This is a genomic window from Pseudoduganella sp. R-31 (genome assembly GCF_049913235.1).
In the GTDB taxonomy this organism is placed as follows: Bacteria; Pseudomonadota; Gammaproteobacteria; order Burkholderiales; family Burkholderiaceae_D; genus Rugamonas.
The window spans coordinates 6,729,733-6,754,094 of the sequence record NZ_CP183986.1 but is presented as its reverse complement, the minus strand read 5'-3'; the positions used below and the strand labels follow the sequence as shown (position 1 = coordinate 6,754,094).

The following is a 24,362-nucleotide window of genomic DNA, read 5'->3' as shown; positions in this document are numbered from 1 at the left end:
CGCCATGCTTATCCTGCGCCTGCGCGGCCTCCGCGCTATGCTGCTGATCTGCTGCGCCTTGCTGGTGGCTGCACTGCCGGTACATGCTGAAACCGGCATCCTGAAGGTCGCCGTCTACCAGGAGTTCGCCCCGTTCTCCGACAAAGGCCAGGGCGTCGATGTCGACCTGGCTGCGGCCCTGGCCCGCAAGCTGTCGCTGAAACTGAGCCTGCTGCCTTTCCCTGCGGGTGAAAACCTGAACGACGACTTGCGTAATATGGTATGGAAGGGGCACTACCTGGGCTACGGCCCGGCGGACGTCATGCTGCACGTACCGGTGGACCGCGCGCTGATGGCGTCCAACGACAAGGTGGAGATCTTCGCGCCCTACCACGTGGAGGCAGTGCGCCTGGTGCGCAGTGCACGCAGCATTCCCGTGTTCGATGGCATGGCTTCCCTCGCGGGCAAGCGCATTGGGGTGGAGCAGGTTTCCCTGGCGGGCATGGTGATGCTGGGGGAGGGGAATGGGCGTTTCCGCGACCAGGTGCATCTGTTCCACACGGCGGCCGAGGCTCTGCAAAAGCTCAAGGCCGGTGAGTTGGATGCGGTGCTGGCGACGCGCTCGGAGATCGAATCCGAATTGCGAGGCGACCCTGCTTTCCCGGTGGAGCAGGTCAGTTTCCAGCGCCTGCCGCGCGCCGGGTGGGCGGTTGGCATGGCGGTGCGCAAGGACAATACTGAGGCGGCGCGCAAACTGCAGGCGGCCTTGAATGAACTGGCTGCCAGCGGTGAGCTGAAGGAGATCTTTGCGCGCCATGGCGTGCAACTGGCAAAGCCATGAAGCGCAGCGCCTTGGGCGGGCTGCTGGCGCTCCTTGCGGCGGCAGCGCGTGGCGAGGAAGGCGGTGCGGGCGGCGGAATTCCGTCGGTGGAGATCGTCGGCATTGCACCTGTTGCCGCCCTCGTCACCGACCGCCGTCTGCTGCCGTATGCCGTGCAGCTTGGCGCAGTACCGCTGCAGGGCGAGACCCTGGCGGAAACCATGGCGCGCACGCTGGCGGGCGTCAACCTGAATGAGGTTTCCGGCAGTCCCTACCAGCATGACGTGACGTATCGGGGCTTCCGGGCGTCGCCGCTGCTTGGCACTGCGCAGGGATTGTCGGTCTATCTCGACGGCGTGCGGGTGAACGAGCCGTTCGGCGATGTCGTGAATTGGGACATGCTGCCGGAAGCCGCCATCGGGAAAGTGCTGCTGGCGCCGGGATCGAACCCGCTGTATGGACTGAATACGCTGGGCGGGGCGCTGGTGCTGGTGACGCGCAATGGACGGGATGATCCGGGCGGCAGCATCAGCGTCACTGGCGCCAGCTATGGACGTCGGCAAGTGGAGCTGTCGCACGGAGCGCATAGCGATGGCGGATGGCACAGCTATGTGGCGGCCACCTTGTTCCACGACCGCGGCTGGCGGGCCGACTCGCGGGGGCAGTTGGCCAGGCTGTTCGCCAAGGCAGGGCGCAGCGCGGGGCCTTTCGAATGGGACATATCGGTATTGGCAGGCGGCAGTCGGCTGGTGGGGAACGGCCTGCTGCCGGACGGCTTGTACCAAGCCGACCGGCGGGCGGTGTACACCAGTCCTGACCGCAGCCGCAACCAGTTGCGCCAGGTGCAGGCCAGCCTGCTCAGGCATCTCGATGGGGGAGCGCAGCTATCCTTGTCCGCTTACGCCCGCAGTAGCCGGCGCGATGGCGTGAACGGCGATGTCGGCGACGACGCAGAAGACGGCAGTAGCGGCGATCCGGTACCCGCCAGCTTCAACACGGCCGTGACACGGCAGCGCAGCCAGGGCGCAAATGCGAGCTGGCAGCGTACACTCGGTGCGCACCGGCTGGCGCTTGGGACGACGTTTGACCGCAGCAGCGTATCCTTCGCGCAGTTCAGCCAGGCCGGGGAGTTCGGCGCACGGCGCGAAGTGCTGGCGCTGCCCGGCAGCGAGCCGGAACTGGAAGCAGCTGTCGATGGTATGGCACGCAGCGCTTCCCTGTTCGCCAGCGATACCTGGACGCTGGGCGGTGACTGGTCCCTGACCGCCTCCGCGCGTTACGCCTGGGCGCGCCTGTCAAACACCCTCCGACACGATGACGGCGCGGGGCAGCACGAACGCTTCACCTACCGTAAGCTGAATCCAGCGCTCGGCGTGACCTACCAGGCGGCCCCGAAGCTCACGCTGTTCGCCAATGCCTCCCAAAGCAACCGCGTACCGACCGTGATCGAACTGGGATGCGCGGACCCCGAGCAACCCTGCCGCTTGCCAGTCGGCCTGCAATCGGACCCATACCTGAAGCAGGTCGTGTCACGTACCGTGGAAGCGGGCGCTCGCTGGAAGCAGGATGGCCAGCAAGCTTCGCTGGCCATCTATCGCACGCAAAACAGGGACGACATCCTGTTCCGCACAGCCGGCGTCTCCCAGCACGGCTACTTTGCCAACTTTCCCCGCACACGGCATCAAGGGGCAGACATCACGGCCAGCTTGCGCGCCGCCAGTGTGCAGTTGACGATTGTCTACAGCTTCCTCGATGCCGTGTACGGCGCAGATGGCAGCCTGTTCACCGGTAGCCGCGACGTGACGGTACGGAAAGGCACACGGATGGCAGGCCTGCCGCGCCACACTTTCAAGCTTGGCGCAGATTGGCACGTGTCGGAGGCACTGTCATTGAGCGCTACCCTGCAAGCCGCCTCCAGCATGGCCATCCTTGGCAACGAAGATGGCGCGCGGCCGGGCTGGCGCGTTGGCGGCCATACCCTGCTTGGCTTGCAAGCCAGCTACCGTCCGAATGAAAAATGGGAATGGCAGGTGCGTATCAATAACGCCACCAATCGCCGATATGAAACCTTCGGCGCGATGGCTGCCGACTTCTTCTCCACAGGCCAGGCGCAAGAGGCCCGCTTCGTGGCGCCCGGCGCACCACGCACGGTGACAGCCGGGCTGCGCATCAATTACTAGAACTGGTACTGGGCGCTGACGCCCATCACCCAGTTGCGTCCGGGAGCGGCTTCGTAATAGCGCTTGTTGCTGTCGCCGACAATCACCGAACCGATGTAACGGCGATCGGCCAGGTTGTTCAGGCGCGCAAATTCGCTGATGCGCCATCCGCCTGTCGACTGCTTTGCGACCACACGCGCATTCAGGATGCTGTAGCCAGGCGCTGGCTTGTCGGCATTCGCATCTTCGGCATACACGCTCGCCACCGAAAGTGATTCCAACGCTGCAGTGAAGTGCTCGCCGCTGGACTTCCATGCCAGTTCGGCAAACAGGCTGGCGCGCGGCACGCCAGGCAAACGGGCGCCTTCACGCACGCTGCCAAAGGGCTTTTCGTAAGTCGCCTTCAGCAAGGTGGCTGCCACGCGCCCGCTGAAGCCAGCCCCCAGCTTGCTGTCCAACGATACTTCGGCGCCCTGGCGCAGGGTTTCGCTGGCGTTGCGGTAGCTGGTGCGGCCGCCACTCGAAGCATCGACCACCAGTTCATCGTGCGTGCGCACCTGGAACAATGCGGCATCGATTCGGGTGTCGCCGGCACGTGCCTTGATGCCTGCTTCGATGTGTGTGCTGCGCGCTGGCCGCAACTGGAAGTTGAAACCGGCACCGGTGCCGGAATAGAACAGCTCATTCAAGGTTGGCGCCTCGAAGCCGCGCGCCGCCGTCGCATACAGGTTCACCGCCGGCGACAGCTTGTACAAAACTCCCAGCAGGGGCGTAGTCCGGCTGTAGCGCAGGGCGCCGCTGTCATTGCCATTGCCCAGGAAATGGTCGTCCACTGATACTCGCATGCGGCTGTGGCGCAGGCCCGCGGTGAACTGCCAGCGTTCGCCCTGCCATTCCGTTTGCAGGTAGGGATCGGTGTTCGACACCACGTCGTTCTCGTCGCGCCGCAGCTTGCCCTGCACGCCGAACGTATTGCCGATGAAATTCTCATACCCCTTGCGGTCATCGCTCGATCGGCCGTACTCGACGCCCACCGTGGTCGTCAGCCTGCCGCCGGCAAGTTCGCGCATGTCCTGCCAGTTGATGTCGGTGCCGTAGAAATCGCGGTCGAAGTCGACCACTCCGCCCGAATGGCTGGCCGGCGCCTGGAAGCCTTTGGAAAACGCCTGGAACTGCGTCACGCGGCGATTGCCGCCCCACAGGCCGACGTGCAGCCGGCCTGACTCGAAGCGCTGGTCCCAGCTGGCGCCTCCCTGCTGGTGGTCAATGCTCTTGCGGGTGTTATAGCGCTCCGCCAGCGTGCGCTTGGGTACTTGCGTGTCGGTGGCATCGATTTCGCCGGCACGCGGGTCGCGTTGCCAAGTGGCCCAGGTTACGCCCAGCGGGTCTTGCGTGTCCTCCTGGCGCAGACCGTTGGCGACCAGCACCAGCTTCGCACCGGGTAGCGGCTGCATGGTCAGCTTGGCCATCGCCTGGTCGCGGCGGGCGGCGCTGTGGTCGCGGTAACCATCGGTATCGAAGCGCGAGGCATCCAGCACATAGCCTATGCCGGCAGCGCTTCCTTGCGCATTCAGGTCGGTCTTGCGCAGGCCGTCGCTGCCAGCGGCAAAGCTGGCTTCCACCGTCGGCGCACCTTCGCCGTCGCGGGTAAAGAGCTGGATCACGCCGCCGGCATGGTTGCCGTAGATGGCGGAGTAGGGGCCGCGCAGCACCTCGATGCGCTCTGCCATGTCCAGGTTGAAGGTAGCGGCCTGGCCTTGGCCGTCCGGCATGCTGGCCGGGATGCCATCTGTGATCAGGCGCACGCCGCGCACGGCGAAAGCCGACCGGGCGCCAAACCCGCGCGAAGAAACCTGCAAGTCCTGTGCGTAGTTCTGCCGGTTCTGCACCACCACGCCTGGAACGGCGGCCAGGGACTCCGAGGCATTCACGCGCAACTGTCCGTCACGGATGTGCTGTGCATCGAGCACGTTGATCGCGGCCGGCAGGTCGAAGCTGGAATGCTCGACGCGGCTGCCGCTGATGACGACAACGTCGGCGATCGCAGCGCCTTCCGGCGTGGCTTCGGCCGACGCAGCATGCGCCAGCATGGGGGAAAACAGGCTGGCCAGCAGGGCGGCGATGGCGTTCAAGCGAATGGGGTTCATGTTCAGTCTCCTCGGATCGGTTCAGCGTGCCCGCTGCGCGGGTCTCCCGATCACATAAGCAATATGCCTGCCAAGCCAACGACAGGCCGCACGTTTGCTGGCATATCGCTTGCATAACTAACGGGCACACACCATACCAAAGGAGACATCATGAAGGCAAACCCGTTCGCAGCATTGTGTGCTGCAGGCGCCGCCAGCCTCGCTTTTGCCGCGCCATTCGCCTATGTGCCGAACGAGAAGTCCGGCACCATCAGCGTCATCGATACCGCAACCGATAGCGTGGTACGCCAGTTGAATGCCGGAAAACGGCCGCGCGGCATCGGCATTGATCCGGGCGGGCGCCAGCTTTTTGTCAGCGATGCCTCCAGCGGCAGCCTGCTGGCCATCGACAGCATGGCGGGCAGCAGCGTAACGCTGGCGCTGGGGCGCTCGCCGGAGGGCGTCAGCGTCTCGCCGGACGGCAAGCTGGTGGCGGTAGCCGTGGAAGAGGGCAATAGCGTGGCGCTGTTCGATGCCGTCACCCACGCGCGGCTGGCGGATATCCCGGTGCAAGGCCGCAATCCGGAGCACGCAGTCTTCAGCCCGGACAGCCGCTACCTCTATGTCAGCGCCGAGGAGGCGGAGCAGGTCGACGTGATTGACGTGGCGCAGCGCCGCCAGTCCGGCTCCGTCGCGGTAGGCCTGCGCCCGCGCGGGATCGGCTTCGCGCCCGATTCCAGCCGGGTGTACGTCGCGTGCGAGATGGCGAATGCAGTGTACGTGATCGACCCGGCCACGCTGCGCACGCTGGCCACCATTCCCGCCGGACGCAATGCAAACGGCATCGCCGTCCACCCGGACGGGCGTAGCGTGTACGTCTCCAACGGGATGGACGGCAGCGTGATGCGAATCGATACCGCCCGCAATGAAGTGACCGCCACGATTGCAGTCGGCAAGCGTCCCTGGAATATGGCGATCACTCCGGACGGCAGCAAGCTCTATGTCGCCAACGGCCGCTCCAACAAAGTCTCGGTGATCGATACCGCTACCGCACGCAAGGTGGCTGATATCCCGGTCGGCGAACTGCCCTGGGGCGTGGTGATCCGTTGATTTGCGCAACAGTTGTTCAAGTTTGGAACAGTTGTTGTTGCGCGGTGCTTCGGCCAAGGAGCAAAAGCCGCTGGCACGGCAATTGCGAATAAGGCAGTACCCACAACCACTCAATATAGAGGACGACATGAATCTCGCCGACATCAGCAAACTGGGCGTCGCCAATCCCTTCAAGACCCGTTACGATAACTTCATCGGCGGCAAATTCGTCCCGCCGGTCAAAGGCGAGTACTTCGCCAATATCACGCCGATCACCGGCCTGCCTTTCTGCGAGATCGCACGCTCCACCGCCGAGGATGTCGAGCTGGCGCTGGACGCCGCGCACGCAGCCAAGGCTGCATGGGGCAAGACTTCGCCGACCGAGCGTGCAAATATCCTGAACAAGATGGCTGACCGCATGGAGCAGAACCTGCAGCTCATCGCGACCGCTGAAACCATCGACAACGGCAAGCCGATCCGCGAAACGATGGCGGCAGACATTCCGCTGGCGATCGACCATTTCCGCTACTTCGCCGGCTGCATCCGCGCCCAGGAGGGTACGGTGGCGCAGGTCGACTCCGAAACCTATGCATATCACTTCCATGAACCGCTCGGCGTGGTCGGCCAGATCATTCCATGGAACTTCCCGATCCTGATGGCGGTATGGAAGTTGGCCCCTGCGCTGGCCGCCGGCAACTGTGTCGTGCTCAAGCCAGCCGAGCAAACCCCGGCCTCCATAATGGTGTTGCTGGAGCTGATCGGCGACCTGCTGCCGGCTGGCGTGCTGAATGTGGTGAACGGCTTCGGCCTGGAAGCGGGCAAGCCGCTGGCTTCGAGCAAGCGTATCGCCAAGGTGGCCTTCACCGGCGAAACCGGCACCGGCCGCCTGATCATGGGCTATGCGGCGCAGAACCTGATCCCGGTCACGCTGGAACTGGGCGGCAAGTCGCCCAACATCTTCTTCGAAGACGTGATGTCGGCCGACGACGCCTTCTTCGACAAATGCCTGGAAGGTTTCGCCATGTTCGCGCTGAACCAGGGCGAAGTCTGCACCTGCCCATCGCGCGTGCTGATCCAGGAATCGATCTACGAACGCTTCATCGAACGCGCGCTGAAACGCGTGGCAGCGATCAAGCAAGGCAACCCGCTGGACCACGGCACCATGATCGGCGCCCAGGCTTCGCAGGAGCAGCTTGAAAAGATCCTGTCTTACATGGACATCGGCCGCCAGGAAGGCGCACAACTGCTGGCAGGCGGCGAGCGCCAAGTGCTGGCTGGCGACCTGGAAGGCGGCTACTACGTGCGCCCAACCGTATTCAAAGGCGACAACACCATGCGCATCTTCCAGGAAGAGATCTTCGGCCCGGTGGTATCGGTCACTACCTTCAAGGATGAAGACGAAGCGCTGGCGATCGCCAACGACACCCTTTACGGGCTGGGCGCCGGCGTCTGGAGCCGCGACGGCAGCCGCGCCTTCCGCATGGGGCGCGCCATCCAGGCTGGCCGCGTCTGGACCAACTGCTATCACCTCTATCCGGCCCACGCTGCGTTTGGCGGCTACAAGCAGTCGGGCATTGGCCGCGAGACCCACAAGATGATGCTCGACCACTACCAGCAGACCAAGAACCTGCTGGTCAGCTACAACCCTAACGCGCTGGGCTTCTTCTGAGGCAGGAAAGGCGGGGCGAAGCATGGATAACGCAATTGCCAGGGTCACGGCGACCGCACCGGCGCTGGAATTCATCGACCAGCTGCACCAGCGGCACGGACCGATCATGTTTTTCCAGTCGGGCGGCTGCTGCGACGGCAGCGCGCCGATGTGCTATCCGGCGGGTGAGTTCGACGTCAGCGAGACCGACGTCTACCTCGGCAGCCTGGGCGGCGCGCCTTTCTATATCGGGCTTGAACAGTACGGGTACTGGGAACACACCCAACTGATCGTGGATGTGGTGGCCGGCATCGGCGGCATGTTCTCGCTCGATAACGGCACCGGCAAACGCTTCCTGCTTCGTTCGCGCCTGTTCACCGACGAGGAGTGCACGGCACTCGGGCAAATAGACCATAAAAAAGGAGACAGGACGTGAAATACATCACCATCGGAATGCTGCTGGGGGCGGCGACGCTGGCGCAGGCTGCCAGCGTGACCACGACAATGCTGGATAACGCTGCGAAGGACACCAGCAGCGTGCTTTCCTCCGGCATGGGCTCGGAAGGGCAGCGCTATTCGCTGCTGAAGCAGATCAACACGCAGAACGTCAGCCGCCTTGTGCCGGCGTGGTCGTTCTCGTTCGGCGGCGAGAAGCAGCGCGGCCAGGAATCGCAGCCGCTGATCTACAACGGCAAGATGTTCGTGACCGCGTCCTACTCGCGCATCTTCGCCATCGACCTCAAGACCGGCAGCAAGCTGTGGAAGTATGAGCATCGCCTGCCGGACGCCATCATGCCTTGCTGTGACGTGGTCAATCGCGGCGCGGCGCTGTATGACAACCTGGTGATCTTCGGCACGCTGGATGCGCAGCTGGTCGCACTGGACCAGGAAACCGGCAAGGTAGTCTGGAAGGAAAAGGTGGACGACTACGCAGCGGGCTATTCGATGACTGCCGCGCCGCTGGTCGCCAATGGCGTGCTGCTGACCGGCGTTTCGGGCGGCGAGTTCGGCATCGTCGGCCGTGTGGAAGGCCGCGACCCGAAGACGGGTGAGCTGCTGTGGATGCGCCCGACGGTCGAGGGGCATATGGGCTACAAGTACGACAGCGAAGGCAAGGCAACGGAGACCGGCGTTACCGGCTCGGTCAACCAGTCGTGGCCGGGCGAGCTGTGGAAGACCGGCGGCGCGTCTACCTGGATGGGCGGAACCTACGATCCGAAGACAGGCCTGGCATACTTTGGCACCGGCAATCCGGCGCCATGGAACAGCCACCTGCGCCCCGGCGACAATCTGTATTCCTCGTCCACCGTGGCACTTGATCCGAAGACTGGCGCCATCAAATGGGCTTACCAGAATACGCCGAACGACGCCTGGGACTTCGATGGCGCCAACGAGTTCGTTACCTTCGACATGGATGGCAAGCGTTATGGCGGCAAGGCCGACCGCAACGGCTTCTTCTATGTGATCGATGCCAACGACGGCAAGCTGCAGAACGCTTTCCCCTTCGTTCGCAAGATCACCTGGGCTAGCGGAATCGACTTGAAGACCGGCCGTCCGAACTACATCGTCGAAGGTCGCCCCGGCGACCCGACCAAGGGCGAAGAAGGCAAGAAAGGCGCATCGGTCTTCGCGGCGCCGGCCTTCCTTGGCGCGAAAAACCAGCAGCCGATGGCTTACAGCCCGCAGACAAAGCTGTTCTACGTTCCGGCAAACGAGTGGGGCATGGACATCTGGAATGAGCCGATCAGCTACAAGAAAGGCGGTGCATACCTTGGCGCGGGCTTCACCATCAAGCCGCTGTTCGACGACTACATCGGCGCCCTGCGCGCGGTCGATCCGAAAACCGGCAAGATCAAGTGGGAAGTGAAGAACAACGCTCCACTGTGGGGCGGTGCGATGGCGACTGCCGGCGGCCTGGTGTTCTATGGCACGCCGGAAGGCTACCTGAAGGCGCTTGATGCGCAGACCGGCAAGGAACTGTGGAAATTCCAGACCGGCTCCGGCGTCGTGGCGCCGCCAATCACCTGGCAGGACGGCGGCACGCAATACGTGGCCGTGGTTTCCGGCTGGGGCGGTGCGGTGCCGCTGTGGGGCGGCGAAGTGGCGAAGAAAGTCAATCTGCTCGAACAGGGCGGATCGGTGTGGGTCTTCAAGCTGGCGCCGAAATAAACGATCTCCATGTGTTGCATTAGCGGCCTGCGGGCTGCTTTTTTTTTGAACAGCGCTGATCCGATATTGCGCAGGTCGGAGCGAATTCTTCATACGCTCCCTAGCGCGCCGAACCGGCACGCAAATTGCCCTGTCCCTTGTGCAGCATCCATCAATCAAACCGAGGAGACAACAATGAAGAAGATCGTGCTTGCCGCCACTGCCGGCGCAATGCTGGCCCCAGCAGCCCATGCCGTGGATATCAAGGCCGGCGACTGGAACGTGAATGTTGGCGGCATCGTCAACGCGTACTATACGTATGTGTCGTGCAGCGGCGATGCAGTGGGCGGCCTGGCGCTGGCGACTGAAGGCATCGGCTGCGGTGGAGAAGATCGCCGCACCACCATCGGCAACGGCTTGCTGCCGAATGGACTGGTTACTTCAGCCACCACGAAGCAGTCCGGCTTCGACATCAAGGCGCACATTGGCATCTATCACGCAACGGCAACCGACAGCGCCATCGCGCAGAACAGTGAAGTCGACGTGCGCCAGGCGTATTTCAGCTTCGGGAATGCTGACCTGGGGACTTTCAAGCTGGGGCGGGACAACGGCATCTTCGGCGCCAACGCCATCTTCGGCGACATGACGCTGATCGGCGCCGGCGCACCGGTGCAGGCTACCCAGCGCGGCCGGGTCTCATTGGGCCATATCGGTGCGGGCTATGCCTACGTTGGCTACTACGGGCAAATGGCATACAGCTCGCCCAAGCTGTCCGGGTTCAGCGTCGATGCCGGCGTGTTCAATCCGGTGGCGGATTCACCAATCGTGTCTGCGGCACAGTATTCGACGCGTTCCAATCCGCAGGTCCAGGCCCAGCTGACTTACGCCGATGGCCTGCTGAAGGCGTGGATCGGGGCGAAGTCGCAGAAGTTCAAGGCGGTCGCAGTCGGGGCCAGCGACTTCACCATGTCCGGATGGGAGGCGGGAGCTTCGTTCCAGCAGGGTGCCTTCGGACTGCTGGCGAACTACGAGGGCGGCAAGGGCCTCGGTGTGCTGTCGGATGCGGACCAGGGGAATGTGCGCAGCAAGCACTGGCTGTTGCAGGGCACGTTCAAGGCTAGCGAAAAGCTGAAGCTGGGCCTAGGGTATGGCATCAGCAAGAACGACGACAACACTGCGGGAACGAACGGGTTGAAGTCGAACGCCAACCTCACGGCTGGCGCCTATTACGCGCTGACCGGCGCAATAACACTGGTGGGCGAAGTGGGGCAGACCCGCTCGAAATCCTTCACCGGTGGCGAGGCAAAGATGAATGGCGCCGCTTTCGGCGGCATCCTGTTCTTCTAACCGGCCTACTTGAGATGGGGCAGTTTGCGGTAGATCGTGTTGCGCGAAACGCCCAGGGCGCGTGCCGTGGCGGAGACATTGCCGCCATGCGCTTCCAGGGTCCGCACGATCAGGGCCTGCTCCATGTCTTCCAGCCGCGCGCCGGTGCAAGGCATGGTGGCCGCAGTGGCGGCTACGCTGGCGGCGGCAGGGGCAGCGGCAGCAGCAACAGGAAACTCCACCTGGGCCTCCCGCATGTCGTCGAGGAAATCGTCCGGCATATGCTGCAGGCCGATCTCGTCCTCGTCGCCGGCCATGACCACGCCGGTGCGCAGCAGGTTGGTAAGCTGGCGGAAGTTGCCCGGCCATTTATGGCGCAGGAAGAGCTGCATGAGGTCTGGCGCGACGGTATAGCGCTTGCCGCCACTGTCGGTCGTCAGGATCTTGTTGACCACGGTCTCGAGGTCGGTGCGTTCGCGCAGCGGCGGCAATTTCACAACCAGCCCGTTCAGGCGGTAATACAGGTCTTCGCGGAACAGGCCCTTGGCCATGCGGTCGCGCAGGTTGTGGTTGGTGGCGCAGATTACTTCCACATTTACCGGAATCGATTTGTCGCTGCCCAGTGGCGTGACCATCCGTTCCTGCAGCACGCGCAGTAGGCGGGCTTGCAATGGGAAGGGCATGTCGCCAATTTCGTCGAGGAATAGGGTGCCGCCATTCGCCTGCAGGATCTTGCCGACTGCGCCCTTCTTGCGCGCACCGGTGAACGCCCCGTCCTCATAGCCAAACAGTTCCGACTCGATCAGGGTCTCTGGAATCGAGGCGCAGTTGACCGGCACGAATGGCCCTTGGGCGCGCGGCGAGTCGTTGTGAATGGCTTGCGCCAGCAATTCCTTGCCGGTGCCAGTCTCCCCCATGATCATGATCGGGATGTCTTTGCCCAGCACGCGGGTGACCTTGTCGATGACCGCCTCAAGCTGCTGGTCGCCGGTGCGCAGGTAGCGCAGGCCGGACAGGCGGCGCGCCGTGTGGGCCGGATTGGTCTGCGCCGGGTGGCTTTCCTCGCGCGCCGAAATGATCGGGTGCTGGAAGTGGTTGTTGGCCAACCGAAGCTGGGCGCGGCCGAACACGCGCACGCCACTATGCAGGCACAGGTCCAGCAGTCCCGGCGCCGCAGTGCGGTAATGGTCGAACAGCGCCGACACCGGAAGGCCGAACAGGGAGCTGAAAGTATGGGACTGCAGCGCCGCGAACGACAGGCCAAGCTGGAATAGGCCGGCGCGGTTGGCTGCGATGAAGCGGCCGCCGGGGGTAAATGAGGCGATGCCCTCCATCAGGGTGCCTATAAATTCAGCACGGGCGTGGAAGTGCAGGGTAATGACGTCTTCGAAAGCGGCGGCAAACAGCTGGTTCTCCACCATCAGGGCCGACATCCGTACCAGGGCCATGGTGTGCTTATGGAAGGAGCGCTGGTCGCCCGAGACATCGAGCACGCCAATCACATTGCCGGCATGGTCGGTAATTGGTGCCGCGGAACAGGTCAGGAAGTGGTTGGCTTGCAGGAAATGTTGATCAGCATGCACCAGGGCCGGCTTGGCTTCGGCGATGGCGGTGCCGATCGCATTGGTGCCTTTACATTGCTCGGACCAGGTGGCGCCGGCCTGCAAGGCGACCCGATTGGCCTTCTCCAGGAAGTCCTCGTCGCCAAGGGAGTGCAGGATCACACCTTTGGCGTCCGTCAGGATCACCATATTGTGAGTGTTCACGATCTGCTGGTAGAGCGTTTCCATTGCCGGCACGGCATGCGTGTGCAACAAGCGGTTCTGCTCAATGATATGGGATAGGGAGCAGCGGTCGATGGGGCCCAGGTCTACGTCGCTGCACGGATCGAGGCCATAAGTGCGTGAGCGCAGGTGCGCAGTCTCGATGATTGCGTTGTTCACATTTGGAACAGTTTCCTGTTGCATGTCTCCCCCAGCAGCCTTTGTGGCTTTCCTTAATGTAGCACCTGTGTCAAAACTGAACAAAAGCAGATTGCCAGACGCGTTACATTGTTAAGCAAGCAAACAAGATGCCAGATACCCCTTGCGCTCTGGGAGCCGGTCGGCTATAGTTCTGTCCCTCGCAACGCAGCGCAGTCAAACGACAACGCAGCGAAGCGAAAAAGAAGGGGTTGACGAGTTGCACGCTGTACCGCATAATCTCGCTTCTCTGCTGCTGACGAACACAACGCTTCGTCGACAATACAAGGCAGCGATCTTTAAAAATCAACAGTCGATAAGTGTGGGCGTTTGACGATATGCCCGGACCTTCGGGTCCGATGCTCAAAATATACGTTATAACGCTCGCACAAAATAAACGTAAATCTCGAAAGAGATTTCGTCAGTATTTTGAGTGAGTGACCTCGGTAGCAATATCGAAAAACAGAGATTGAACTGAAGAGTTTGATCCTGGCTCAGATTGAACGCTGGCGGCATGCTTTACACATGCAAGTCGAACGGCAGCGCGGGCTTCGGCCTGGCGGCGAGTGGCGAACGGGTGAGTAATATATCGGAACGTACCCAAGAGTGGGGGATAACGTAGCGAAAGTTACGCTAATACCGCATACGATCTAAGGATGAAAGCAGGGGATCTTCGGACCTTGTGCTCCTGGAGCGGCCGATATCTGATTAGCTAGTTGGTGAGGTAAAGGCTCACCAAGGCAACGATCAGTAGCTGGTCTGAGAGGACGACCAGCCACACTGGAACTGAGACACGGTCCAGACTCCTACGGGAGGCAGCAGTGGGGAATTTTGGACAATGGGGGCAACCCTGATCCAGCAATGCCGCGTGAGTGAAGAAGGCCTTCGGGTTGTAAAGCTCTTTTGTCAGGGAAGAAAAGGTCGTGGCTAATATCCACGACTGCTGACGGTACCTGAAGAATAAGCACCGGCTAACTACGTGCCAGCAGCCGCGGTAATACGTAGGGTGCAAGCGTTAATCGGAATTACTGGGCGTAAAGCGTGCGCAGGCGGTTTCGTAAGTCTGTCGTGAAATCCCCGGGCTTAACCTGGGAATGGCGATGGAGACTGCGAGGCTAGAGTTTGGCAGAGGGGGGTAGAATTCCACGTGTAGCAGTGAAATGCGTAGAGATGTGGAGGAACACCGATGGCGAAGGCAGCCCCCTGGGTCAAAACTGACGCTCATGCACGAAAGCGTGGGGAGCAAACAGGATTAGATACCCTGGTAGTCCACGCCCTAAACGATGTCTACTAGTTGTTGGGTCTTAATTGACTTAGTAACGCAGCTAACGCGTGAAGTAGACCGCCTGGGGAGTACGGTCGCAAGATTAAAACTCAAAGGAATTGACGGGGACCCGCACAAGCGGTGGATGATGTGGATTAATTCGATGCAACGCGAAAAACCTTACCTACCCTTGACATGGCAGGAATCCTGGAGAGATCCGGGAGTGCTCGAAAGAGAACCTGCACACAGGTGCTGCATGGCTGTCGTCAGCTCGTGTCGTGAGATGTTGGGTTAAGTCCCGCAACGAGCGCAACCCTTGTCATTAGTTGCTACGCAAGAGCACTCTAATGAGACTGCCGGTGACAAACCGGAGGAAGGTGGGGATGACGTCAAGTCCTCATGGCCCTTATGGGTAGGGCTTCACACGTCATACAATGGTACATACAGAGGGCCGCCAACCCGCGAGGGGGAGCTAATCCCAGAAAGTGTATCGTAGTCCGGATTGTAGTCTGCAACTCGACTACATGAAGTTGGAATCGCTAGTAATCGCGGATCAGCATGTCGCGGTGAATACGTTCCCGGGTCTTGTACACACCGCCCGTCACACCATGGGAGCGGGTTTTACCAGAAGTAGGTAGCTTAACCGCAAGGAGGGCGCTTACCACGGTAGGATTCGTGACTGGGGTGAAGTCGTAACAAGGTAGCCGTATCGGAAGGTGCGGCTGGATCACCTCCTTTCTAGAGTCGGCATCAGACTCAAACGTTCACACTTATCGGCTGTTGGAACAAGATTTCAAACGTAAGCGACCACGCTTAGGTTTGAACTTTATGTTCATCGTTCTTTAACAATCTGGAAGAAGTAAAAGTTTTATTAAGCGATATCGAAAGATATTACTTAGGGTAGTAGTAAAACTCATCAAACACAGTAGTAAGTGCTTGTAACTGATAGCCGTCAAGGTTATAGGGACAAGTGAATAAGTGCACATGGCGGATGCCTTGGCGATTACAGGCGATGAAGGACGTAGAAGTCTGCGATAAGCTTCGGGGAGCTGACAAACAAGCATTGATCCGAAGATTTCCGAATGGGGAAACCCGGCCTTATAGGTCATCACTCACTGAATACATAGGTGTGTGAAGCGAACGCGGCGAACTGAAACATCTAAGTAGCTGCAGGAAAAGAAATCAACCGAGATTCCCAAAGTAGTGGCGAGCGAAATGGGAAGAGCCTGTACGTGATAGTCGTTTGGATAATGGAACAGATTGGAAACTCTGGCCATAGCGGGTGATAGCCCCGTACATGAAATCCAAGCGGTGGTACTAAGCGTACGACAAGTAGGGCGGGACACGAGAAATCCTGTCTGAACATGGGGGGACCATCCTCCAAGGCTAAATACTCGTAATCGACCGATAGTGAACCAGTACCGTGAGGGAAAGGCGAAAAGAACCCCGGGAGGGGAGTGAAATAGATCCTGAAACCGTGTGCATACAAACAGTCGGAGCCTCGTAAGGGGTGACGGCGTACCTTTTGTATAATGGGTCAGCGACTTACATTCAGTGGCGAGGTTAACCAGATAGGGGAGCCGTAGAGAAATCGAGTCCGAACAGGGCGCCAGTCGCTGGGTGTAGACCCGAAACCAAGTGATCTATCCATGGCCAGGTTGAAGGTGCGGTAACACGCACTGGAGGACCGAACCCACTAATGTTGAAAAATTAGGGGATGAGCTGTGGATAGGGGTGAAAGGCTAAACAAACTTGGAAATAGCTGGTTCTCTCCGAAAACTATTTAGGTAGTGCCTCAAGTATCACCGACGGGGGTAGAGCACTGTTATGGCTAGGGGGTCATCGCGACTTACCAAACCATTGCAAACTCCGAATACCGTTGAGTGCGAGCTTGGGAGACAGACATCGGGTGCTAACGTCCGGTGTCAAGAGGGAAACAACCCAGACCGCCAGCTAAGGTCCCAAAGATTGGCTAAGTGGAAAACGAAGTGGGAAGGCTAAAACAGTCAGGATGTTGGCTTAGAAGCAGCCATCATTTAAAGAAAGCGTAATAGCTCACTGATCGAGTCGTCCTGCGCGGAAGATGTAACGGGGCTAAGCCAGTCACCGAAGCTGCGGATATCCGTAAGGATATGGTAGGAGAGCGTTCTGTAAGCCTGCGAAGGTGTCTTGTAAAGGATGCTGGAGGTATCAGAAGTGCGAATGCTGACATGAGTAGCGATAATGCGGGTGAAAAGCCCGCACGCCGTAAGCCCAAGGTTTCCTGTTCAACGTTCATCGGAGCAGGGTGAGTCGGCCCCTAAGGCGAGGCAGAGATGCGTAGCTGATGGGAAGCAGGTTAATATTCCTGCACCGTCGTATGATGCGATGGGGGGACGGATCGCGGAAGGTTGTCTGCCTGTTGGAATAGGCAGTTCCTGGTTCATAGAAGGCGCTTAGGCAAATCCGGGCGCGTAATTCAAGGGACTGGGACGAGTGAGCTTGCTCACGAAGCAATCGGAAGTGGTTCCAAGAAAAGCCTCTAAGCTTCAGTCATACGAGACCGTACCGCAAACCGACACAGGTGGGCGAGATGAGTATTCTAAGGCGCTTGAGAGAACTCGGGAGAAGGAACTCGGCAAATTGGTACCGTAACTTCGGGATAAGGTACGCCTCGGTAGCTTGACCACTTTACTGTGGAAGGGCGAAAAGGTTGCAATAAACTGGTGGCTGCGACTGTTTAATAAAAACACAGCACTCTGCAAACACGAAAGTGGACGTATAGGGTGTGACGCCTGCCCGGTGCTGGAAGATTAAATGATGGGGTGCAAGCTCTTGATTGAAGTCCCAGTAAACGGCGGCCGTAACTATAACGGTCCTAAGGTAGCGAAATTCCTTGTCGGGTAAGTTCCGACCTGCACGAATGGCGTAACGATGGCCACACTGTCTCCTCCCGAGACTCAGCGAAGTTGAAGTGTTTGTGATGATGCAATCTACCCGCGGCTAGACGGAAAGACCCCATGAACCTTTACTGTAGCTTTGCATTGGACTTTGAACCAATCTGTGTAGGATAGGTGGGAGGCTTTGAAGTAGGGACGCCAGTTCCTATGGAGCCATCCTTGAAATACCACCCTGGTTTGTTTGAGGTTCTAACCTTGGTCCGTGATCCGGATCGGGGACAGTGCATGGTAGGCAGTTTGACTGGGGCGGTCTCCTCCCAAACGGTAACGGAGGAGTTCGAAGGTACGCTAGGTACGGTCGGACATCGTGCTAATAGTGCAATGGCATAAGCGTGCTTAACTGCGAGACCGACAAGTCGAGCAGGTACGAAAGTAGGACATAGTGATCCGGTGGTTCTGTATGGAAGGGCCATCGCTCAACGGATAAAAGGTACTCTGGGGATAACAGGCTGATTCCTCCCAAGAGTTCATATCGACGGGGGAGTTTGGCACCTCGATGTCGGCTCATCACATCCTGGGGCTGTAGCCGGTCCCAAGGGTATGGCTGTTCGCCATTTAAAGTGGTACGTGAGCTGGGTTTAAAACGTCGTGAGACAGTTTGGTCCCTATCTGCCGTGGGCGTTGGAAATTTGAAGGGGGCTGCTCCTAGTACGAGAGGACCGGAGTGGACGAACCTCTGGTGTACCGGTTGTCACGCCAGTGGCATTGCCGGGTAGCTAAGTTCGGAAGAGATAACCGCTGAAAGCATCTAAGCGGGAAACTTGCCTTAAGATGAGATTTCCCGGAGCCTTGAGCTCCTTGAAGGGTCGTTCGAGACCAGGACGTTGATAGGTCAGGTGTGGAAGTGCAGTAATGCATTAAGCTAACTGATACTAATTGCCCGTACGGCTTGTCCCTATAACCTTGACGGTTATGTAGCACTTACCGTGTTTGAGAACACTACCCCAACTTTACTTCTTCCACGATTGTTGACAAGTCATGCCTGATGACCATAGCAAGTCGGTCCCACCCCTTCCCATCCCGAACAGGACCGTGAAACGACTCTGCGCCGATGATAGTGCTGCAACCAGTGTGAAAGTAGGTTATCGTCAGGCTCTTATTAGAAAAGCCCGCCAGGCATGAATGCCGGCGGGCTTTTTGTTTTGCGCGTCCGATGGGTTACTGGTTGGACCAGTCAGGCCGCCTCCAGCTTGCCCGCCACGTAGTCGATATGCGCTTGCATCGCGGTGCGCGCCGCCTCGGGCTTGCGCGCGCAAATGGCCTGGCAGATTGCGCGGTGCTGCTGCAATAGCTGGCCGGATACCTCGTCATCCAGTGCCCGCAAATTGGAGCCATTCAGCGTAATGTGTTCGCGCAGTATTCCCAGCACGCTGGCATGCAGGTGCAGGAACATGCTGTTGTGAGATGCCAGTGCGATGGCCGCATGCAGTTCCGCGTCGAGTGCCGCTTCCTTCGCGGCGTGATCGTCCTGGCGCGCTTGCTCAAGTCCCGCCAGCAGGGCGCGAATGCCGGCATACTCTTCATCAGTACCGCGCAGCGCGGCGTAATAGGCCGTGGCGCCTTCCAGCACACGGCGAAATTCCAGCACCTCACTCAATAGCACCGGATGATCGACGACCAGTTGCGCCCACGGCGATGCGCTGCCGGTGCGTAGTTGATCGCCCACGAACATGCCCGCGCCAGGGCGGCTGCGCAGCAGGCCTCGTGCCACCATTCTTTGCAGCGCCTCGCGGATCGTATTGCGCGACACTGAGAACTGCTCGGCGAGCACGCGCTCGGACGGCAGCTTTGCGTTGGCGGGATAGCGGCCATCCAGCAGCGCCACTTCCAGTTGGCGTTGAACCTCTTCTACCAGCCCGCTTGTTTTCATCTTGGCGATCTCCTTTTGCGGCCCATGGTCCAACCAGTTTGCGGCGCCGCCGGCATGCGGGAATTATGGGACCTGTCGACGGAATAAGCAAAACAGAGGAGACGCGCCATGAGGCCCCGACACTACCCATCGCTGGCAAGCCAGCGCCATCAACATGTGTACCTGTTCGGTACCTGCGTGATCGACTTGTTCATGCCGGAAGCGGGACTCGATGCGGTACGCCTGCTCGAGCAGCAAGGCGTGACCGTGCACTTCCCGCGCGGCCAGAGCTGCTGCGGCCAGCCTGCCTACAGCAGCGGCAACCCTGAGCAGGCGCAAGCCGTGGCGCGCGCGCAGCTGGATTTGTTCCCGCAGCCATGGCCTGTCGTCGTGCCGTCCGGCTCTTGCGCGGGCATGATGCGACATCACTGGCCCGAACTGTTCAAAGATGATCCGGAGGCTGCCGCCAAGGCACGCGAGCTTGCAGGTCGGATCTACGAACTGAGCGAATTCCTGCTGCATGTACTGCACGTCGACTTCCAGGCTGCGCCTGCGCAGGGCGATGAAAAGGTGGTGCTGCACACCTCTTGCGGCGCCCGGCGCGAAATGGGCACCAGGGAGCATGGCGTGGCATTGCTCGACTCCTTGCCTGGCGTGACACGCGTGGAGCATCAGCGCGAATCGGAGTGCTGCGGCTTTGGCGGCACCTTCTCGCTCAAGCATCCCGACATTTCCGGCGCGATGGTCGCCGACAAGATCGCTGCGGCCTGCGCGACAGGCTGCACGCGCCTGGTTTCTGCCGACTGCGGCTGCCTGCTGAATATCGGTCATGCAGCGCAGCACCAGGGAGCGCCGCTCAAAGTGGAGCATATGGCCAGCTTCCTGTGGCGCCGCCTGAACGGTCATGCCGCCGCGCCGGAGCAGGATGGAGGTGCGCAATGAGCAGCATGGGTAGCCGCGAGCGCATCCTGGGCGCCTTGCGCATTGCCGCGCCGGCCGCGACGCCGGACAGCCGCGACGTGGAGTCGCGCATCAGCCAGCATCATGCACATGGCGCCCTGCGCGCAGCCTCGCCGAAGCAGCGAGCGGACGTCATGGAGCGCGTCATGACTTCGGTGCGCACGGAAGTCTGGCGCAGCAGCGCCGCGAAATGGCCCGCACTGTTGGTCGGCAAGCTTGGGCGGGCCGGCGTGCAGCGCTTGCTGCTCGACCATGCCACAGCCGAAGGCACGGCGCTTGCCGCCGCACTGCCAGCCGGCATGCAGGCTCTCTCGTTCGCGCAGCCGCTGGAAGCGTGGAAGGATTCATTGTTCTCCTCGGTGGATGCAGGCTTTACCGTGGCGCGTTCCGGAATCGCCACCACCGGCACGCTGGTGCTGGCGCCCGATGCGGGCACGCCGCGTACCGTATCGCTTGTGCCGCCGCTGCACGTGGCGCTGGTGTATGCGAGCACGCTGCATGCCGACCTGCATGCGGCCGTGCACGCCGAGCGCTGGTGCGCAGGCATGCCGACCAACCTGGTGCTGGTATCGGGCCCTTCAAAAACTTCGGATATCCAGCAAACCCTGGCCTACGGCGCGCACGGGCCAGCCGCACTGTGGGTGGTGATCGTTGATGACGACAGGGAGGTGCAGGCATGAACGCGCGGCCAATGCACTTTGTTTCGCCTGCCGACTTTCGCGAGCGGGTCAGCGGAGCCTTGCAGGACCAGGCCCTGCGCTCCAGCATGCGCGGCGCGATGGATTTCCTGCAGGCCAAGCGCAGCAACCAATTCCCCGACACTGGCGAACTGGAACAGCTGCGCGACCTGGGCGAAGCGATACGCCAGCATGCGCTGGCCAACCTGCCGGACCTGCTGGTGCAGTTCGAATCCAGCCTGCAGGCGTTAGGCGTGGACGTGCACTGGGCCGCCACGGCGGACGAAGCCAACGCCATCATCCATGAAATCGCACAGCGCCACGGTGCCCGCAGTATCGTCAAGGGCAAGTCGATGGCCAGCGAAGAGGTGGAGCTGAACCACTATATGGCTGAACGCGGCATCGGCTGTATCGAATCCGACATGGGCGAATACATCGTGCAGTTGGCGCAGGAGAAGCCCTCGCATATCGTCATGCCGGCCCTGCACAAGACGCGCGCCGAGATTGGCGCCCTGTTCGAACGCCACCTGCCCGGCACGCCCTATACCGAAGATGTTGACACGCTGATCCTGGCAGGCCGGCGCAGCCTGCGCCAGAAATTCGCCGATGCGGATATCGGCCTGTCCGGCGTCAACTTTGCGGCAGCCGATACCGGCACCCTGTGGCTGGTGGAGAACGAGGGCAACGGCCGCTTGTCGACCACGGTGCCGGATGTGCATATCGCCCTGATGGGCATGGAGAAGGTGGTGGCGAGGCTGGAGCATATTGTGCCGCTGGCGAGCCTGCTGACACGCTCGGCCACCGGCCAGGCCATTACCACCTATTTCAACCTGATCACCGGTCCGCGCCGCGCCGGCGAACTGGATGGTCCGCGCGAAATGCATGTGGTCCTGCTCGATAACGGCCGCACACAGGCCTATGCCGACCAGCAGTTGCGCGCCACCTTGCAGTGCATCCGCTGCGGCGCTTGCATGAACCACTGCCCGGTATATGAGCGGGTGGGCGGACATGCATACGGCACCACGTATCCGGGGCCGATCGGCAAGATCATCTCCCCGCATCTGCTGGGACTGGAAGAGACGGCCGACCTGGTGACAGCTTCCAGCCTGTGCGGCGCCTGTGCCGAAGTATGTCCGGTGCGCATTCCGATTCCGTCGCTGCTGGTGCGGCTGCGCACCGAGGCGAATCGCGATCCTGCGCAGCAGGTCGAGCATCCCCTGCGCGGCCAGGGGGCCAGCTTCAGCCGCGGTGACCGGCTGGTGTGGCGCTTCTGGAGCGGCGCCTTCGCGCGCCCCTCGGCCTATCGCTGGTTCCGTTGGCTGGCGACCCGGCTGCGAGACTTCGCTCCGTCCTCCCAACTGGGGTGGACGCGCCACCGTGCACCGCTGGTGCCCGCTCGGCGCAGCCTGTCCGACCTGCTGCGGGAAAGGGGACAGGCGGAATAAGGATTGTTGCACCCATTACGGCGCCTGGCGCCGGCATAAGAAAAATTTCAAACCATTGGAGGAGAGTCAAATGCAAACCTGGAACCAGATCTACGCCCCGTTGGGCGGCCTGGCGCTGTCGGCCCTGGTCGCCGCCATTCCCATTCTCTTTTTCTTTGTCGCGCTGGCAGTCTGGCGCCTCAAAGGCCATGTCGCCGCCGCCGTGACACTGGCATTGTCGCTTGCGGTCGCGATTTTCTGTTATGGCATGCCGGTGCCGCAGGCGCTGGCTGCTGCGGGCTACGGCTTTGCTTACGGAATGTGGCCCATCGCATGGATCATTATCAGCGCGGTGTTCCTGTACAAGGTGGTTGAGCGTACCGGCCAGCTCGAAATCATCCGCGCGTCGGTGGTATCGATTACGGACGACCAGCGCCTGCAGATGCTGCTGATCGGCTTTTCCTTCGGCGCCTTCCTGGAAGGGGCGGCAGGCTTTGGCGCACCTGTGGCGATCACTTCCGCGCTGCTGGTTGGCCTGGGCTTCAATCCGCTGTACGCGGCCGGCCTGTGCCTGATTGCCAATACCGCGCCGGTAGCCTTTGGCGCCATGGGCATTCCCATTATCGTTGCGGGGCAGGTCACCGGCCTCGACGCGATGAACATCGGCGCCATGGCCGGCCGCCAGCTGCCGCTGCTGTCGCTGCTGGTGCCTTTCTGGCTGGTGTTCATGATGGACGGCAAGCGCGGCATCAAGGAGGCCTGGCCCGCAGCGCTGGTGGCCGGCGGCAGTTTCGCCGTCACGCAGTACATCACCTCCAACTATATAGGCCCGGAACTGCCGGACATCACCTCCGCCCTGGTCAGCCTGGGCGCCCTGACCGGCTTCCTGAAGGTATGGCAGCCCGCCAGCGCCAAGGCCGGGGCACGCAATACCATTTCGATGGGCGGCGGCACGGCGGCCATGTCGCCGTTCGGCGGTGCTGCGGCAGCGGGCACGCAGCCGCGCAGCCGCAGCCAATCGCCATACACCACCGCGCAAACGGTGCGTGCCTGGGCGCCATTCGGCCTGCTGACCGCCGTGGTGACGGTGTGGAGCCTGCCGCAGTTCAAGGCGCTGTTCGCTGCCAAAGGCGCATTGGCCGGCACAGTGCTGAAATTTCACGTCCCATACCTGGACATGATGGTGGTCAAGATGGCGCCGATCGTCGCAGCGCCCAAGGCATATGAGGCGGTCTTCAAGCTGGACCTGGTCTCGGCCGTCGGCACGGCGATCCTGGTTTCGACATTGCTGTCGATGGTCTTGCTGCGCTTTAGCCTGGGCAACGGCTTGCGGGCCTTGCGTGACACCGTCCTTGAACTGCGCCGCCCCGTGCTGTCGATCGGGCTAGTACTGGCGTTTGCGTTCGTCGCCAACTACTCGGGCATGTCCTCCACGCTGGCATTGGTGCTGGCCGGGACCGGCGCGGCCTTCCCGTTCTTCTCGCCTTTCCTCGGCTGGCTCGGCGTGTTCCTGACCGGCTCCGATACCTCGTCGAATGCCTTGTTCTGCTCCCTGCAGAACACCACCGCGCACCAGGTTGGCGTATCCGATACCTTGCTGGTGGCCGCGAATACCACCGGTGGCGTGACCGGCAAGATGATTTCGCCGCAGTCGATTGCCGTTGCCTGCGCAGCCACGGGCCTGGTCGGGCGGGAGTCCGAATTGTTCCGCTTCACGCTCAAACACAGCCTGCTGTTTGCCGCCATCGTGGGCCTGATGACGGTCTTGCAGGCCTATGTGTTCCCCGGAATGGTGCCGCACTGACGCGGGCCGCAAACTGGTCCAGGCCTGTCTTGCGAATGAAGGCAAGGCAGGCCATTTTCTTTCGAAAGTCTCAAATACGACATACAACAGAAGGTTGTCTCAATTTTGTGCAAACGTTGACTAGCTCCATGCAACCTAGCTAGTGTTGGTATTCGAGCCGGAGAAACCGGACGACAAAACACAAGACAA

General features: G+C 61.0%; 14 protein-coding genes and 3 rRNA genes. 14 read left to right on the top strand and 3 right to left on the bottom strand.

Annotated features, from left to right (window positions below):
* Positions 1 to 4: 4 nt before the first annotated feature.
* Together ACN9MY_RS30775 and ACN9MY_RS30770 are read left to right on the top strand one after the other, a co-directional pair.
* Positions 5 to 820 (top strand): substrate-binding periplasmic protein, encoded by an 816-nt coding sequence (locus ACN9MY_RS30775; protein ID WP_426336625.1) that lies wholly within the window; start codon positions 5 to 7, stop codon positions 818 to 820.
* Positions 817 to 2,979: a TonB-dependent receptor gene (locus ACN9MY_RS30770; RefSeq protein ID WP_426336624.1), complete on the top strand. Its 2,163-nt coding sequence runs from the start codon at positions 817 to 819 to the stop codon at positions 2,977 to 2,979. Before ACN9MY_RS30775 ends, ACN9MY_RS30770 begins: the two co-directional genes overlap by 4 nt.
* Here ACN9MY_RS30770 and ACN9MY_RS30765 read toward each other — a convergent pair.
* Entirely contained in the window at positions 2,976 to 5,105 is a 2,130-nt protein-coding gene (locus ACN9MY_RS30765; RefSeq protein ID WP_426336623.1) for a TonB-dependent receptor family protein, read from the bottom strand. The genes ACN9MY_RS30770 and ACN9MY_RS30765 overlap by 4 nt on opposite strands.
* Positions 5,106 to 5,255: 150 nt before the next feature.
* Between ACN9MY_RS30765 and ACN9MY_RS30760 the strand changes: the two genes are divergently transcribed.
* From ACN9MY_RS30760 to ACN9MY_RS30740, 5 genes are all read left to right on the top strand, one after another.
* Positions 5,256 to 6,194, top strand: a complete 939-nt coding sequence (locus ACN9MY_RS30760; protein ID WP_426319678.1) for a beta-propeller fold lactonase family protein — start codon at positions 5,256 to 5,258, stop codon at positions 6,192 to 6,194.
* A gap of 127 nt (positions 6,195 to 6,321) precedes the next feature.
* Positions 6,322 to 7,842 (top strand): aldehyde dehydrogenase, encoded by a 1,521-nt coding sequence (gene adh, locus ACN9MY_RS30755; protein ID WP_426336622.1) that lies wholly within the window; start codon positions 6,322 to 6,324, stop codon positions 7,840 to 7,842.
* A 22-nt stretch (positions 7,843 to 7,864) separates the two neighbouring features.
* On the top strand, positions 7,865 to 8,257 hold the full coding sequence (locus tag ACN9MY_RS30750) for a DUF779 domain-containing protein (protein ID WP_426166202.1): 393 nt from the start codon (positions 7,865 to 7,867) through the stop codon (positions 8,255 to 8,257).
* Between the two features lie 17 nt (positions 8,258 to 8,274).
* Entirely contained in the window at positions 8,275 to 9,990 is a 1,716-nt protein-coding gene (locus ACN9MY_RS30745) for a PQQ-dependent methanol/ethanol family dehydrogenase (protein WP_426337667.1), read from the top strand.
* Positions 9,991 to 10,164: 174 nt separating this feature from the next.
* Positions 10,165 to 11,316 (top strand): porin, encoded by a 1,152-nt coding sequence (locus ACN9MY_RS30740; RefSeq protein WP_426336621.1) that lies wholly within the window; start codon positions 10,165 to 10,167, stop codon positions 11,314 to 11,316.
* A 5-nt stretch (positions 11,317 to 11,321) separates the two neighbouring features.
* Here ACN9MY_RS30740 and ACN9MY_RS30735 read toward each other — a convergent pair whose 3' ends face one another.
* Positions 11,322 to 13,262 carry a sigma-54-dependent Fis family transcriptional regulator gene (locus ACN9MY_RS30735; RefSeq protein ID WP_426319671.1) on the bottom strand — a complete coding sequence of 647 codons (1,941 nt, stop codon included), beginning with the start codon at positions 13,260 to 13,262 and terminating at the stop codon, positions 11,322 to 11,324.
* A 465-nt stretch (positions 13,263 to 13,727) separates the two neighbouring features.
* On the opposite strand from ACN9MY_RS30735, the gene ACN9MY_RS30730 reads away from it, so the two are divergent.
* The 3 genes from ACN9MY_RS30730 (at position 13,728) to rrf (ending at position 18,553) form a co-directional block, all read left to right on the top strand.
* Positions 13,728 to 15,258 (top strand): 16S ribosomal RNA (locus ACN9MY_RS30730).
* A 226-nt stretch (positions 15,259 to 15,484) separates the two neighbouring features.
* Positions 15,485 to 18,356 (top strand): 23S ribosomal RNA (locus ACN9MY_RS30725).
* An 84-nt stretch (positions 18,357 to 18,440) separates the two neighbouring features.
* A 5S ribosomal RNA gene (gene rrf / locus ACN9MY_RS30720) occupies positions 18,441 to 18,553 on the top strand.
* The 16S, 23S and 5S rRNA genes sit together here, the layout of an rRNA operon.
* Before the next feature lie 80 nt (positions 18,554 to 18,633).
* On the opposite strand, the gene ACN9MY_RS30715 is transcribed toward rrf, so the two are convergent.
* Positions 18,634 to 19,329 (bottom strand): FadR/GntR family transcriptional regulator, encoded by a 696-nt coding sequence (locus tag ACN9MY_RS30715; RefSeq protein ID WP_426336620.1) that lies wholly within the window; start codon positions 19,327 to 19,329, stop codon positions 18,634 to 18,636.
* Positions 19,330 to 19,437: 108 nt separating this feature from the next.
* Here ACN9MY_RS30715 and ACN9MY_RS30710 point away from each other — a divergent pair, with 108 nt between their 5' ends.
* The 4 genes from ACN9MY_RS30710 (at position 19,438) to ACN9MY_RS30695 (ending at position 24,173) form a co-directional block, all read left to right on the top strand.
* Positions 19,438 to 20,250, top strand: coding sequence for a (Fe-S)-binding protein (locus ACN9MY_RS30710; RefSeq protein WP_426336619.1), 813 nt, complete (start codon positions 19,438 to 19,440; stop codon positions 20,248 to 20,250).
* On the top strand, positions 20,247 to 20,948 hold the full coding sequence (locus ACN9MY_RS30705; RefSeq protein WP_426336618.1) for a LutC/YkgG family protein: 702 nt from the start codon (positions 20,247 to 20,249) through the stop codon (positions 20,946 to 20,948). The genes ACN9MY_RS30710 and ACN9MY_RS30705 overlap by 4 nt, the downstream gene beginning before the upstream one ends.
* Complete coding sequence (locus ACN9MY_RS30700) at positions 20,945 to 22,390, top strand: LutB/LldF family L-lactate oxidation iron-sulfur protein (RefSeq protein WP_426336617.1); 1,446 nt, start codon at positions 20,945 to 20,947, stop codon at positions 22,388 to 22,390. Before ACN9MY_RS30705 ends, ACN9MY_RS30700 begins: the two co-directional genes overlap by 4 nt.
* Positions 22,391 to 22,460: 70 nt before the next feature.
* Positions 22,461 to 24,173, top strand: coding sequence for a lactate permease LctP family transporter (locus ACN9MY_RS30695; RefSeq protein ID WP_426336616.1), 1,713 nt, complete (start codon positions 22,461 to 22,463; stop codon positions 24,171 to 24,173).
* The last annotated feature ends 189 nt before the right edge of the window (positions 24,174 to 24,362 follow it).

Excerpts from the sequence above, each read along its gene's own strand:
- ACN9MY_RS30775 (WP_426336625.1), top strand. The coding sequence starts at position 5 with ATGCTTATCCTGCGCCTGCGCGGCCTCCGCGCTATGCTGCTGATCTGC.
- ACN9MY_RS30770 (WP_426336624.1), top strand. The coding sequence starts at position 817 with ATGAAGCGCAGCGCCTTGGGCGGGCTGCTGGCGCTCCTTGCGGCGGCA.
- ACN9MY_RS30765 (WP_426336623.1), bottom strand. The coding sequence starts at position 5,105 with ATGAACCCCATTCGCTTGAACGCCATCGCCGCCCTGCTGGCCAGCCTG.
- ACN9MY_RS30760 (WP_426319678.1), top strand. The coding sequence starts at position 5,256 with ATGAAGGCAAACCCGTTCGCAGCATTGTGTGCTGCAGGCGCCGCCAGC.
- adh (WP_426336622.1), top strand. The coding sequence starts at position 6,322 with ATGAATCTCGCCGACATCAGCAAACTGGGCGTCGCCAATCCCTTCAAG.
- ACN9MY_RS30750 (WP_426166202.1), top strand. The coding sequence starts at position 7,865 with ATGGATAACGCAATTGCCAGGGTCACGGCGACCGCACCGGCGCTGGAA.
- ACN9MY_RS30745 (WP_426337667.1), top strand. The coding sequence starts at position 8,275 with ATGCTGCTGGGGGCGGCGACGCTGGCGCAGGCTGCCAGCGTGACCACG.
- ACN9MY_RS30740 (WP_426336621.1), top strand. The coding sequence starts at position 10,165 with ATGAAGAAGATCGTGCTTGCCGCCACTGCCGGCGCAATGCTGGCCCCA.
- ACN9MY_RS30735 (WP_426319671.1), bottom strand. The coding sequence starts at position 13,262 with ATGCAACAGGAAACTGTTCCAAATGTGAACAACGCAATCATCGAGACT.
- ACN9MY_RS30715 (WP_426336620.1), bottom strand. The coding sequence starts at position 19,329 with ATGAAAACAAGCGGGCTGGTAGAAGAGGTTCAACGCCAACTGGAAGTG.
- ACN9MY_RS30710 (WP_426336619.1), top strand. The coding sequence starts at position 19,438 with ATGAGGCCCCGACACTACCCATCGCTGGCAAGCCAGCGCCATCAACAT.
- ACN9MY_RS30705 (WP_426336618.1), top strand. The coding sequence starts at position 20,247 with ATGAGCAGCATGGGTAGCCGCGAGCGCATCCTGGGCGCCTTGCGCATT.
- ACN9MY_RS30700 (WP_426336617.1), top strand. The coding sequence starts at position 20,945 with ATGAACGCGCGGCCAATGCACTTTGTTTCGCCTGCCGACTTTCGCGAG.
- ACN9MY_RS30695 (WP_426336616.1), top strand. The coding sequence starts at position 22,461 with ATGCAAACCTGGAACCAGATCTACGCCCCGTTGGGCGGCCTGGCGCTG.